We start from the raw sequence: 12,528 nt of genomic DNA on the forward strand, positions 1-12,528 counted from the left end.
CCGACCGCGATGGTGCCGGCCAGCCGAGGCGGTGACGACACTGGTAGCGCGCCGCCCCGCCGCCTTCAACCGACGAGATTTTCGACAGGAGCATTCCATGCCATCGCAGTCCACCACCCCCGGTCTTCTCGACATCGTCACCCACACGCCGCTCTGGGTGTGGCCGCTGATCGCCTATGCGCTCTATGCCGGCTGGGCCCGTACGCGGGACCGCATCGTCTCCCCGGCACGCCTGCTGGCCTTGCCGGTAATCCTGGTCCTGCTCGATGTCTTTGAACTGGTGCGCCACGGCCTTTCCGCGTTCGGCGCCGCCGGTCTCGCCTTCGGCATCGCCGCCGGCACGCTGGCCGGTCTGGCAGTGGCGCGCCACACGCCGACCTGGGCCCTGCCTGACGGCCGGTTGGCGGTGAAGGGACATTGGCTGCCCTTCGCCATCGTCGTCGCCATTGTCGTGGTCAGCTATGCGCGCGGTGTCGCGCTGGGCGTCGCCCCCGCGCTCGCCGCCGATACCCGCTTCGTTATTGCCAACGCCATGCTGGCCGGCTTGCTGCCGGCGCTGATGCTGGCCCGCACGCTTGGCTCCCTGCCGCGCGGGTATTTGAGGATGGCGTGAGGCGCGGTGCCTTTCCTTCTCCCCTTGTGAGAGAAGGTGGATCGGCGCGAAGCGCCGAGACGGATGAGGGGTGTTGGAAGAAACGAGGCGATGCGGAAAGTAGCGTTCGCTTCTGCTGTGGTTCCAGTTCGGACAGGCCGCACTCCGTCCAGCACCCCTCATCCGACTTCGCCTATGGCGGCTACGCCGCCGGGGCTCAGCCACCTTCTCCCACAAGGGGAGAAGGAAAGGATGCTACCACATCCACCAGCTTCTCAGGATTGCGCACCGTATAGATGGCCGAAATGGCGCCGTCGGCGTTGACCGCGAAACCCACGGTCTGCTCGATCTGGCCGGCGATCGAGACGACCAGCCCCGGTGCACCGTTGATGATGGCGGGCGCCACCACGGTACGCGCCGGGTCGGGGTTCTTGCGCACCACGCCGAGCATGAATTTCACGACGACATCGCTGCCGGAAAGCACGTTGATCGCCGCAAGCACCTTGCCGCCGCCATCGGCGACATATTCGACGTCGCTGGCCAGCAGCGCCTTCAGCGGCTCGACATCGCCGCCGAGGGCGGCCCGCTCGAATGCCGCCACGAAACGCGCCACGTCCTCGCCGGTGGCCGGGAAACGGTTCTGGTCTTGCCTGAGCATCTTGCGGGCGCGCGAGGCCATCTGCCGGCAGGCCGCCGGCGTGCGCTTCAGCGTTTCGGCGATCTCCTCGAACGGCACGTCGTAGAGGTCGTGCAGGAACAATGCCGCCCGCTCCAGCGGCGACAGCCGTTCCAGCGCCCGCATCACCGAAAAGGAAATGTCGAGTGCGGCGTCGTTGGCGTCCGGTTCGACCGCGCCGGCCTTTTCCACGATCGGCTCCGGCAGCCATGGCCCGACATAGGTTTCGCGCCGCGCCTGCGCCGAACGCAAACGGTCGAGGCAAAGATTGGTGACGATGCGCGACAACAGCCTTGCCGGGTGCTCGGCTTCCGCAGTCGCTGAAAACCGCAACCAGGCATCCTGCACGATGTCCTCCGCCTCGCTGGCGGAACCGAGATAACGATAGGCGAGCCGGATCAGCCGGGGGCGTTCGCCAAGATAGGCGGCCAGCCGGTCCTGTTCTTCAACCATGGGTCATCCTGGCCATTGATCTGCCCGGCACTTCGTCGGCTCTCTTCGTTTCGGCGGCAAGCCACGCCAGAACGGGCTCGCAGGTATTGCCGTGGCCGAGCCCGCGTTTCAAGAGCGGGTAGAAGGAGCCCGAAACCGTGGCCGCAGCAAGCCCCGCCAGGCCACGCTTGCCCCAGCGCGCCTCGCAGGCCCCGACGATCTGCGGCAGCGTCGGGTCGTTGGCCAAAACCGCTTCGGCATAGTGACGGGCAAGCGCCATCTCGCGCGGCGCTCTGCTTGCGTCATCCGAAAGCATGGCGCTGATGGCGGCCATCGGCACGCCGGCCTCGCACGCCCTGGCGATGGCAAGGCGCAGGCAGGAGCCGCAGTCGGTGTGTCGCACCGCGGTGATGCGGGCGGCGAAATAGGGCGCGGCCTCCAGCCCGAAGCGGTGGTCGGTGAAGTACGAGACCAGCGCCAGCTTGAAGCCGCCGCCGGCGTCGAGGTCGACGAGTTCGGTGAGATAGGCGGTGTCGTAGCCGTAGCGGGCGCCGAAGCGGCGGAAGGCGTGTTTGAGCAACGGGCCGAGCATCAGGCGGTCCTCTTTTGTGGGTCGAAGGCGGGAATGGCGGCGAGCGGCAAGAGGCCGGGCAGCACGATCAGCGCGATGTCGCGCAGCGCGTCGGCGAATGTCGTGCCGTGTTGCATCTCGGCGAGATGCAGGAGCGCATGGCCGCCGAGGAAGATCGAGGCGACGATGAGCATCCAGCGGTCGCGCTTCAGTGCGCCAATGATGAGGCCGGCAGCCGCAGCGATGAAGGCCAGCCCAATGTCGCGGATGAAATGCGGGTTGGCCGGGCCGGTGGCGGTGACGCCGGGAATGGTGACGTACCAAAGCGCCGGTGCCGCCAGCATGAACAGGCCGTTGGCGCCCTGGTAGAGGCCGATGAGGATGAGCAGGGTTCGCATGTCGTTTTTCTCCTCAGCCCATGACGGGACAGGGTGGAGAGGTGTGACATGAGGCGGGAGATTTTTTGGGGGGCGGGCGACGGCTTTCCTTCTCCCGCAAGGGGAGAAGGAAGGGCGCTCACCCCATCCTTAGCTGTGCCTTTGCGTCCTTCACTGACGCGGCAAAGGTCACCAGCGGGCGCTTGACGCCGTGGGTGATCAGCATGCGCCTGGTTTGCGGCGAGGCACCGGCGATGATGAAGCGCACGCCGGCTTTCTTGGCCTTGTGCGCGGTGCTTTCGATGACATTGGCTGCGGTGGAATCGAACAGCGGCACGCGGGAACAGTCGAGGATGAAGTTCTTGCGCTGGTCGGCGATGCGGTCGAGCACGGCGGCAACGGTCGAGGCCGCGCCGAAGAAGAAGGCGCCGGAGATGTGGTAGACGACCGTGTCGGGATCGCTGGCCTCGCTGGCGTCATAGGCGCGGCGGTCGCCATTGGTGGCGTCGGCGACATCGTCGGCCACCAGCGGCTGCTCGCTTTCGGCGATCGCCACCGCTTTCGCCATGCGGTCGATGAACAACACCGCGCCGAGTGCAAAACCGACGACGATGCCTTCGGTGAGATCGCGGAAGACGACGATCAGGAAAGTGGCGCCGAGCACCACGGCGTCGGCCGGCGAGGAGCGCAGCAGCGCGGCGATGGCCTGCTTCTCCACCATGTTCCAGCACACCACGGCCAGCACGCCGGCAAGGGCGGCCAGCGGGATGTAGCTGGCGAGCGGCGCGGCCACCAGCATGAAGACGAGCAGGAAGGCCGAATGCAGCATGCCGGAGACCGGCCCATGCGCGCCGGCCCGCACATTGGTGGCGGTGCGGGCAATGGTGCCGGTGGCGCAGATGCCGCCGAACAGCGCCGAGCCGATATTGGCGAAACCCTGCGCCACCAGTTCGCAATTGGAGCGATGACGGCGCCCGGTCATGCCGTCGGCGACCACCGCCGAGAGCAGGGATTCGATGGCGCCGAGCAGCGCGAAGGCAATCGCGTCCGGCAAGACGGCGATGGCCTTGTCGAGGCTCATCGGCGGCAGCGCCGGCAGCGGCAGGCTGCGCGGAATGCCGCCGTAACGCGAGCCGATCGTGTCGGCCGGCAGCGCCAGCAGCGCCACGACCAGCGAGGCGAGCGCCACCGCCACCAGCATGCCCGGCCAGTGCGGCCGCCATTTCTTCAACGCCACCACGGTGACGATGGAAAGAAGCGCGATGCCGGCGGCGGACGGGTTCAGCGTGCCGCCTGCCTGCCACAATGCCATCAGCTTCGGAACGAAGGGGCCAGGCTCCTTACCGGGCAGTTTGAGGCCGAGCAACTCGACGATCTGGCCGGAAAAGATGATGACGGCGATGCCGGCGGTGAAGCCGACCGTGACGGGGTAGGGGATGTATTTGATGTAGGTGCCGAGCCTTAAGTATCCGATGGCGAGCAGGAACACGCCGGCCATCATGGTGGCCAGCAAAAGCCCGTCCACGCCCTGCCGGTCGGCGGTGGAAGCCACCAGAACGATAAAGGCGCCGGCCGGCCCGCCGATCTGGAAGCGGCTGCCGCCGAGCGCGGAGACGATGAAACCGCCGACGATCGCCGTGAACAGGCCGCGCTCCGGCGTCACGCCGGAGGCAATCGCAATCGCCATGGACAGCGGCAGCGCCACGATGGCGACGGTGAGGCCGGCCAATGCGTCGGCGCGCAGCTGCGGCAGGCCGTAGCCTTCGCGCAGCACCGTCACCAGCTTGGGCGTGAACAGTTCGGAAAATGTCGGCGCTGCTCTGTGGGCCTGCCGGCGCTGGACCTGTTCCATGGCGTGCCTTCCGCAAAAGCGGCGGCATCGTCGGCATCGCAATGATCTTGCGTAACGTCGGCGGTCGCCGTCGCGAACCAAAAAGCCGACCCTGGCGGGAATCCTACATGGAGCCCTTGAGCCGCACGCCCCTGCCGCCGCGTTCGCTGGCCTGGTTGTCGCCGATCAATTCCACCCCGGCCTCGTCGAGCGCCTGGATGACCTTCATCAGCGTATCGACCACGCCCCGCACCACGCCGTCGCTGGCCTCCATGCGCTGGATGGTCGGCAGCGAAACGCCGGCGCGTTCGGCGAGCGTCTTCTGGTCGATGCCGGCCAGTGCCCGCGCCGCACGCATCTGAGCTGCGGTGATCACCGGTCAGAACTCCCGTCTGAGTCTGCAATATGAATGTATGATACCTTCATAGTGATGTGTCAAACATGAATATGGGTTGAAAATACCTTAACTCGGCTCTTCGTCGCCGTTCTTGCCGCGCGGCAGGAAGCGGGCCGCCAGCCAGCACAGCATGGCCCAGGCGAAGCCGGCGCACCAGCCCGCCAGCACGTCGGACGGCCAGTGCACGCCGAGATAGAGGCGCGACACGCCGACCATCAGCGTCACCAGTACGGCCAGAACGAAAACATAGATCTTGGTGACGCGGCCGGGCAGGAAGCGCGCCGCCAGCGTGCCGAGCGTCAGATAGGTGACGGCGGCTAGCATGGCGTGGCCGGAGGGGAAGGACAGCGACGTCTCGACCGCGAGCTTCGAGACCAGATCGGGGCGCGGCCGGTCGATGCCGATCTTGAGCAGGCTGGACAGGATTTGGCCGCCGCCGACCGTTGCCAGCACGAAGAAAGCGGTGCCCCATCGCTTGATGAGCAGGAAATAGATGATGGTGGCGGCGGTGATCAGTATCAGCACTACGGCGCTGCCGAGCGCTGTGATGTCGCGTACCGCACCCTCCAGCCGAGGCGAACCGATCGGATTGCTCGGGTTGCCGGCTTCGCGGAAGGCGAGCAGGATCTGCGTGTCGAATGTGTGCGGGGCGACGTCGCGGGCCACCTCCATCAGTTCGAGAAAGCCCCACAGCCCGCCGGCCACGACGATGCCGGCCAGAAGAACGGGGAACTCGATCTTGTCGAAGAGGGAAGAAAGGGTCTTTCGCATCAATCCTGCCGCTATTGCCGCGCCGGCTTTCGAGGTGGGCGGGCTTTAGCCAATCCCGGCGCTGGTGTCATCGGCCCTGCAAATAGGGCCCAAGCGTGACCAATGCCACTGCCACGATGGCGAGAGCGACACCCGCGCCCTGTATGGGGGTAAGCCGTTCGCCGAAGAAGGCCAGCGCCACGGCATTGACCGCGACCAGCTGGATAACCGCCGAGAGGCTGAGCGAAATCGACATGCCGAAGTCGCGGATCAGCTTCAGCATGATCAGGTTGCCGAGGGTGTAGAGGGCGAGCGTGATCAGGATCTTGCCGAGGCTCGGCGCCAGCGCCCAGTGCTTGGCCGCCGTCGCGGCGAGCAAAAAAATCACGGTGGAAACACCGAGTTGCGCCATGCCGAATACGTTCACCGATTGCCTCCGCCAAGCCCTTATGCCCTGCGCAAGCTTGTTTCCGAATGGTGGACGCCGGTCAAGGGGTGGGAGCGGTCCGCATGAGCGGACGAAAAGCCGAGGGTCTGGCTTTGTGCTTCGAAGGTTACGAGCCCGCGAGCGGCTGGCGCATGTCGGCGCCGACCGGTTTCCGGGCCAATGCGCTAGCGCACCAGAACCGTCTTCGGAAACTCGATCACCTGGCCCTTCGGCTTGGCGTGCTGGGCCGTGACGATGGCCTCGATAAGGATGTCCAGCGCCTCGCAGGCCTTCCTGCTGGTTTGGTCGTTGCCGCGCAGATAGTGGCTTGCCCGCTCGAGATGCAGGCGCGCGGCGGCAAAATCACTGTTCATCGAATACTCCGTTTGGCCCACCGCTCGACAAAGCATGGAACGATTCGGTTGCGGGAACAGAAATTCCCGCAGTGGCATTTGATTCAAAATTGCTGATTTTGACGGTCTCGCGGGCCCTTGCCGGCGGCGGCGCGAACGCTGCAAGATGGCCTCCATGTCGTGGAACCTTGATGAGACTGTGGCGACGTCCGCGGGAGTTGTGGCGGCGGGCCGGGCGGGCAGCGGGCCGGCCCTGGTGCTGGCGCATGGCTGGCCGTGGTCGTCCTTCTCCTGGCACCGGCTCATCCCGGCCCTTGCCAGGCACTACCATGTCCACTGGTACGACATGCCGGGCTATGGGCGCTCGGAAAAGCGGGCGGCGCAACGCACCGGGCTCGATGTGCAGGGGCAGGTGTTCGCCGAGATGCTGGCGCATTGGCGCTTGGAGAACCCGGCCGTTGTCGCCCATGATTTCGGTGGCGCGACTACGCTGCGCGCCCACCTTCTGCATGGCTGCGACTTTGATCGTTACGTGCTGATGAATGTCGTTGCCATGCGCCCCTGGGGCTCGGCGTTCTTCGACCATGTCGGCCGCCATGTCGAAGCATTCCTCGGTCTGCCGCCGCACATCCACCGGGCGGTGGTGGAGGCCTATATCAAGGGCGCGCTGGTGACCGAGCTGGCGCCGGGCGATTTCGAACGGCTCGTCGAACCCTGGTTGAGCGAGGAAGGCCGGCAGAGCTTCTACCGGCAGTTCGCCGAGGCCGACGAACGCTATACGGCCGAGGTCGAGCCGCTGTTCGGCGAAATCCGTTGTCCGGTGGCGATCATCTGGGGCGAGGACGACCCCTGGATACCGCTGGAACGAGGCCGGGCGCTGCATCGCCTCGTCCCGCAGGCATCGTTCGAAACGCTGGCCGGCGTCGGCCACCTGCCTCAGCTCGAGGCGCCGGATCGTGTGCTGGAGCGGTTGGGGGTGTTTCTCTCTGGCGGCGATGCGGGATGAGGGGCGTCATCCCGGAAGCCGGAGTGCAGCGAAGGCTATCCCGGACCCATTGGCTGCATCATCGTCGTGAACGGCCCAGTCCTTGTGCTGAGCCGTCTGCGTTTCCCTGATCGTGCCTTTCGCCGTCGACTGCCCGAACTTTGATCCCGGCCGCGCTGCTCAATGGGTTCCGGGTCGGCGCTCGCTTTGCTCGCTTGCCCGGAATGACGGGCGAGGGGCGTGCTACCCCTTGCCCGCAATCTTCGCCGCGATGGCCTTGGCTTCCTGGCCGGCGGTGTAGAAATGGCCGAGCACGCTCGGGCGCATGGAAATGAACCACAGGCCGGGCTGGTTGCCTGGCTCGGCGCCATTGGTCTTCGGCGCGCCGTTGCTGTTCAGCACGCCGAGCCCGTCCAGCATCGGCTCCAGCCCGGTGCGGTAGCCGGTGGCGGCGATGACGATGTCGGCCTCTATCGCCGAGCCGTCGGCCAGCACGATTTGCTCGGGCTCGAAGCGGGCGACGGACGTCACCACCTTGATGCGGCCGGCCTTGATGGCGGCGATGGCGCCGTCGTCGGCGGCGATCGCCACATGGTCGTCCCTCAGCCGGCTGATGGCGCCCTTCTTCACCGGCGCGAAACCGAGTTTGCGGAGATCGCCGAACATCGCGCGCTGCAGGAGCGCCACCATGAAATTGCCGATCGGCACCGGCAGCGCGTTGGTGATCCTGGAAAAGCGCTGCACGGCGATCTTGCCGATGCGCTTGGGCAGGACCGAGGGGCCGGCGCGCCCCGCCACCGTGATCGACGCCGCCTTGGCGCCGACCAAATAGTTCAGCGCGTCGAAGCCGGAATTGCCGGCGCCCACCACCAGCACGCGCTTGCCTTCATAGTCTTTCGGGCTGCCGAATTTCGCGGCATGGATCAGCCTGCCGCCGAATGTCGCCGCACCTGGCCAGTCCGGCATCCACGGCACCTGGTCGTGGCCGGTGGCAATGATGACGTTGCGCGCATGGCGCACGCCCTTGGCGGTATGGACGGCAAAGTGGTCGCCGTCGCGCGTGACACGCTCGACCGCCATGCCGAATTCGACGGCGATGCCGCGTTGCCTGGCGAACTGTTCCAGATAGGCAATGACCGCGGCCTTGGGCGGAAAGGCCGGCACGCCGCGCGGATAGGGCATGCCGGGCAGAAACGACATGTCGCGATGCGTGTTGAGCGCCAATCGCTCATGGCGCTGGTGCCACGGCTCGGCGATGCGCTGTTCGCGTTCGAACACACTGGCCTTGATGCCGTGCCGGGCGAGTGCGTCCGCCGCCGCGAGCCCAGCCGCGCCGGCGCCGATCACGATCACCGGTTCGATCGTTTCGGTCATATTTCCACCAAATCCTTCCGCGACACCGACGCCGCAACCAAGAACGAGGCAAGGCCGGACGGGTTCGACCCAACCACGTCTCGCTCTACTTGCGCTATGTGGCATGGACGGCGATATGGCAATAGATGGTTGAGGGGTGGTGGTGGCTGCTGATTCGAGGTTCGGGTCGCGCGGCCGCTAGTTGGGTATCATCTGGGCATTGACCATGGGTTCGCTCCGCAAGAGCATAGACCGCTTCCTCGACGATCGTGCACCGGCCATTCCGCGGGCCGAGCTGCCGCTCGCCAAACGCTTGGCAATGCTTGCCCAGCATGGCGATTTCTCGCTCGCCTATTCGACGGCGACGCAGCCGCTTCTTTCCTATTTCGGCGACGAAAACGGTTATGTCGCCTTCCAGACGATGATGGGCCGCCACTACGCGCTGGCCGATCCGGTCGTTGGCGAGGCTAATCGCGCTGCGCTGATTAACCGCTTCGTCGAGATCGCCGATTCGCCGTGGTTTGTGCAGATCGGCGAGGCGAGCGCGAAAATCCTGTCCGGCCTCGGCTACCAGGTCAGCCGCATCGGCTTCGACACCAGGCTGTCGCTGCCGGCTCACGATTTTTCCGGCAAGCCCAACGAGACCGTGCGCTATTCCGAGCGCTGGCTGGTCAAGAAGGGTTTTACACTGACCGAGGACAAGGGCGGGCTGGTCGATGCCGACGAGGTGCGCCGCCTTTCCGACGAATGGCGCGCCGGCCGCATCGTCAAGCGCCGCGAGATGGCTTTCCTCAACCGCCCGTTCCCGATCCTGCCCGGCCCCGGCATGCGCCGCTTCGTGCTGCTCGATCCGGACCGCAAGCTGACTGCGCTGCTCGACTTCGACCCGATCTACAAGGACGGCAAGGCCGTCGGCTACACCACCGCCTTCAAGCGCAAGCTGGCGGACGCGACGCCGCATGCCGAGATCGGGCTGACCAAATTCGCCGTCGACCAGTTCCGCGGCGAGGGTGTCGCCTCGGTGACGCTGGGTCTGTCGCCGCTCGCCGACACGGCGCCCAGCGGCTTCCCCGAAAGCACCTTCTGGCGTGGCGCCTTCGGCCGGGCGTTCGACTCCAAACTGGTCAATCGCCACCGCTTCAACCTGCAGGGCCAGGCGGCGTTCAAGCGCCGCTTCCACGGCACCGAGGAACCCGCTTACATCGCGTTCCGGCGCGGCACCGCCTCCGGAATGCTGGCGCTGCTCAGATTGCTTAAGGCGATTTGAGGTAGAGCGCCGACGCCCTATCTCCCCCCTTGCGGGGGAGAATGGATTTTCACGATCTTAGCGGCGCTCGGCCGCCAGGCCGATCTTGGCGCCACTAAGTCGTAGAAAATCCAAGAGAGGGGATATTCAGCTATGAGCGCCCCTCCGTTTATGCTCGGCTGAAGTCCAAGACGTCGATGCTCGTTCGAAGGTGAAAAGCCGCAACCTTGCGGCTGAATATCCCCTCTCTTGCGATTTCTAGCACTTAGACTGCGCCGCCCTACGGGCGTGCTCGCTAAGATGCTGAAATCGCTTTCTCCCCCGCAAGGGGGGGAGATAGTAAGGCGCCGCCCTACGTCCTCAGCCGATATCCGGTCTTGAAGATCCAGGCGACGACGCCGATGCAGACGGCGAGGAAGCCCAGCGTGATGGCGAGGCTGATCTCCACCGACACGTCGCCATGGCCGAAGAAGGCCCAGCGGAAGCCGCTGACCAGATAGACGACCGGGTTGAACAGCGAGATCGTGCGCCACACGCCCGGCAGCATGTCGATCGAATAGAACGAGCCGCCGAGGAAGGTCAGCGGTGTCACCACCAGAAGCGGGATCAGCTGCAGCTGTTCGAAGCCGTTGGCCCAGATGCCGATGATGAAGCCGAACAGCGAGAAGGTGACGGCCGTCAGCACCAGGAAGCCGAGCATCCAGAACGGGTGCTGGATGTGGAGTTCGACGAACAGCGAAGCGGTTGCCAGGATGATCAGGCCGATGCCGATCGACTTGGTGGCTGCCGCCCCGACATAGGCGATCACCACTTCCAGATAGGAAACCGGCGCCGACAGCAATTCGAAGATGGTGCCGACGAATTTCGGGAAATAGATGCCGAAGGAGGCGTTGGAGATCGACTGGGTGAGCAGGGTGAGCATGATCAGCCCCGGCACGATGAAGGCGCCGTAGCTGACGCCGTTCACCTCCGTGATGCGCGAGCCGATGGCGGCGCCGAACACCACGAAATAGAGCGAGGTCGAGATGACGGGCGAGATGACGCTCTGCATGATGGTGCGCAGCGTGCGCGCCATTTCCACCTTGTAGATCGCCCAGACGGCGCGATGGTTCATGCCTGCCTCCTCACCAGGGAGACAAAAATCTCCTCCAGTGAACTGTTTTCGGTGTTGAGGTCGCGGAACTGGATGCCGGCCTGGTCGAGGTCGCGGATCAGCGAGGCGACGCCCGGCCGTTCCGCCTGGTTGTCATAGGTGTAGGTGAGTTCGTTGCCGTTCTGGGAAAGCTCGAGATTATAGCCGTCGAAACCGGCGGGCACCGCAGTGAGCGGCGTGCGCAGCTCCAGCTTGAGCAGCTTGCGGCCGAGCTTGCGCATCAGTTCCGCCTTCTCCTCGACCAGCACGATTTCGCCCTTGTTGATGACGCCGACGCGGTCGGCCATCTCCTCGGCTTCCTCGATATAATGGGTGGTGAGGATGATGGTGACGCCGGATTCACGCAGCCGCCGCACCAGCGCCCACATGTCCTTGCGCAGTTCCACGTCGACGCCGGCGGTCGGCTCGTCAAGGAACAGGATCTTCGGCTCGTGCGACAGCGCCTTGCCGATCATCACCCGGCGCTTCATGCCGCCCGACAGCGTGATGATCTTGGAATCGCGCTTGTCCCAGAGCGACAGGTCCATGAGCGTCTTCTCGATGAAGGCCGGGTCGGCCGGCTTGCCGAACAGGCCGCGGCTGAAGGCCAGCACCGAGCGCACGGTCTCGAAGGATTCCACCGTCAGTTCCTGCGGCACCAGCCCGATCAGGCTGCGCGCGGCGCGATAGTCCTTCGAGATGTCGTGGCCGTCCACGGTGACCGTGCCGCCCGAGCGGTTGACGATGCCGCAGATGATGGAAATCAGCGTCGTCTTGCCGGCGCCGTTGGGGCCGAGCAGGGCGAAGATTTCACCACGCTTGATGTCGAGATTGATGTTCTTCAGCGCGCTGAAGCCGGTGGCATAGGTTTTCGAGACACCGGAAACGGAGATGACGGATTGCATGGGGGCAAAGGTCTGATTGGAAAGGATTTGCGATTGTGAATGCTCAATGTCGGTCAGCCGGCCGCGAAGTCAATGCCGCTGCTGACACTTCGGAACATCTCCTGACATACTGACCGGACCGCCCGTCGTCCAGGCACGATGACTGGGACGATCGTGGCGCCCGGAAATTGTGCTATAGGGGAGTGGGGCGAGGGTAAGTTCCGGCAAGCGCATGGCGCGTGCCGTCTGGAGGATTGCCCATGCGCGCCACGATGGCCGTTGCAGCCGCTGCCCTGCTTGCGTTCTCGACCCTTGCCGCCTTGGCCAAGGAGCCGCCGCCGAGCGGCGCCAAGAAGCTTTCCGAGCTCGTCGCCCTGGTCGAGCAGCGCGCGGATTTCGCCTACATCGCCGACGTCGAGTGGAGCGACAAGGGTTACGACGTCACCTACTTCACCAAGGACGGCGCCAAGGTCGAAATCAAATACGATCCTGTCACGGCAACGCCGATGAACCTGCAATAAT

The 12,528-nt window shown here is 65.2% G+C and carries 15 protein-coding genes; 4 read left to right on the top strand and 11 right to left on the bottom strand.

The window, feature by feature from the left end; translation table 11 throughout:
* Positions 1 to 97: 97 nt before the first annotated feature.
* Positions 98 to 613 carry a DUF6622 family protein gene (locus QFZ88_RS21070; RefSeq protein ID WP_024924751.1) on the top strand — a complete coding sequence of 172 codons (516 nt, stop codon included), beginning with the start codon at positions 98 to 100 and terminating at the stop codon, positions 611 to 613.
* Between the two features lie 196 nt (positions 614 to 809).
* Here the strand turns inward: QFZ88_RS21070 and sigJ are convergent, their stop codons facing one another.
* The 8 genes from sigJ to QFZ88_RS21110 form a co-directional block, all read right to left on the bottom strand.
* Positions 810 to 1,721, bottom strand: a complete 912-nt coding sequence (sigJ, locus tag QFZ88_RS21075; protein WP_024924750.1) for an RNA polymerase sigma factor SigJ — start codon at positions 1,719 to 1,721, stop codon at positions 810 to 812.
* On the bottom strand, positions 1,714 to 2,292 hold the full coding sequence (locus tag QFZ88_RS21080) for a hypothetical protein (RefSeq protein WP_024924749.1): 579 nt from the start codon (positions 2,290 to 2,292) through the stop codon (positions 1,714 to 1,716). The genes sigJ and QFZ88_RS21080 overlap by 8 nt, the downstream gene beginning before the upstream one ends.
* A complete protein-coding gene (locus tag QFZ88_RS21085; RefSeq protein WP_024924748.1) occupies positions 2,292 to 2,669 on the bottom strand; it encodes a hypothetical protein in 378 nt (125 codons plus the stop codon). The genes QFZ88_RS21080 and QFZ88_RS21085 overlap by 1 nt, the downstream gene beginning before the upstream one ends.
* 118 nt (positions 2,670 to 2,787) lie before the next feature.
* On the bottom strand, positions 2,788 to 4,500 hold the full coding sequence (locus QFZ88_RS21090) for a SulP family inorganic anion transporter (protein ID WP_024924747.1): 1,713 nt from the start codon (positions 4,498 to 4,500) through the stop codon (positions 2,788 to 2,790).
* Positions 4,501 to 4,603: 103 nt separating this feature from the next.
* The gene (locus tag QFZ88_RS21095; RefSeq protein WP_024924746.1) at positions 4,604 to 4,855 is read right to left on the bottom strand and encodes a helix-turn-helix domain-containing protein; all 252 of its coding nucleotides are present in this window, start codon (positions 4,853 to 4,855) and stop codon (positions 4,604 to 4,606) included.
* An 87-nt stretch (positions 4,856 to 4,942) separates the two neighbouring features.
* Positions 4,943 to 5,647 carry a phosphatase PAP2 family protein gene (locus tag QFZ88_RS21100; RefSeq protein ID WP_024924745.1) on the bottom strand — a complete coding sequence of 235 codons (705 nt, stop codon included), beginning with the start codon at positions 5,645 to 5,647 and terminating at the stop codon, positions 4,943 to 4,945.
* A 67-nt stretch (positions 5,648 to 5,714) separates the two neighbouring features.
* Complete coding sequence (locus QFZ88_RS21105; RefSeq protein ID WP_210271180.1) at positions 5,715 to 6,038, bottom strand: hypothetical protein; 324 nt, start codon at positions 6,036 to 6,038, stop codon at positions 5,715 to 5,717.
* Between the two features lie 200 nt (positions 6,039 to 6,238).
* Positions 6,239 to 6,427, bottom strand: coding sequence for a hypothetical protein (locus tag QFZ88_RS21110; RefSeq protein WP_024924743.1), 189 nt, complete (start codon positions 6,425 to 6,427; stop codon positions 6,239 to 6,241).
* Between the two features lie 154 nt (positions 6,428 to 6,581).
* Between QFZ88_RS21110 and QFZ88_RS21115 the strand changes: the two genes are divergently transcribed.
* On the top strand, positions 6,582 to 7,412 hold the full coding sequence (locus QFZ88_RS21115; protein ID WP_024924742.1) for an alpha/beta fold hydrolase: 831 nt from the start codon (positions 6,582 to 6,584) through the stop codon (positions 7,410 to 7,412).
* A 222-nt stretch (positions 7,413 to 7,634) separates the two neighbouring features.
* Here the strand turns inward: QFZ88_RS21115 and QFZ88_RS21120 are convergent, their stop codons facing one another.
* Positions 7,635 to 8,765, bottom strand: a complete 1,131-nt coding sequence (locus QFZ88_RS21120) for a flavin-containing monooxygenase (RefSeq protein ID WP_024924741.1) — start codon at positions 8,763 to 8,765, stop codon at positions 7,635 to 7,637.
* 205 nt (positions 8,766 to 8,970) lie between these two features.
* On the opposite strand from QFZ88_RS21120, the gene QFZ88_RS21125 reads away from it, so the two are divergent.
* Positions 8,971 to 10,011, top strand: a complete 1,041-nt coding sequence (locus QFZ88_RS21125) for a phosphatidylglycerol lysyltransferase domain-containing protein (RefSeq protein WP_024924740.1) — start codon at positions 8,971 to 8,973, stop codon at positions 10,009 to 10,011.
* A gap of 331 nt (positions 10,012 to 10,342) precedes the next feature.
* Here the strand turns inward: QFZ88_RS21125 and QFZ88_RS21130 are convergent, their stop codons facing one another.
* Both QFZ88_RS21130 and QFZ88_RS21135 read right to left on the bottom strand, forming a co-directional pair.
* A complete protein-coding gene (locus QFZ88_RS21130; RefSeq protein ID WP_024922264.1) occupies positions 10,343 to 11,104 on the bottom strand; it encodes an ABC transporter permease in 762 nt (253 codons plus the stop codon).
* Positions 11,101 to 12,027 carry an ABC transporter ATP-binding protein gene (locus QFZ88_RS21135; RefSeq protein WP_024922265.1) on the bottom strand — a complete coding sequence of 309 codons (927 nt, stop codon included), beginning with the start codon at positions 12,025 to 12,027 and terminating at the stop codon, positions 11,101 to 11,103. Before QFZ88_RS21135 ends, QFZ88_RS21130 begins: the two co-directional genes overlap by 4 nt.
* 239 nt (positions 12,028 to 12,266) lie before the next feature.
* On the opposite strand from QFZ88_RS21135, the gene QFZ88_RS21140 reads away from it, so the two are divergent.
* The gene (locus tag QFZ88_RS21140) at positions 12,267 to 12,527 is read left to right on the top strand and encodes a PepSY domain-containing protein (protein ID WP_024922266.1); all 261 of its coding nucleotides are present in this window, start codon (positions 12,267 to 12,269) and stop codon (positions 12,525 to 12,527) included.
* Position 12,528: the final 1 nt, after the last annotated feature.

This window comes from Mesorhizobium sp. YL-MeA3-2017, assembly GCF_030814575.1.
In the GTDB taxonomy this organism is placed as follows: domain Bacteria; phylum Pseudomonadota; class Alphaproteobacteria; order Rhizobiales; family Rhizobiaceae; genus Mesorhizobium; species Mesorhizobium terrae.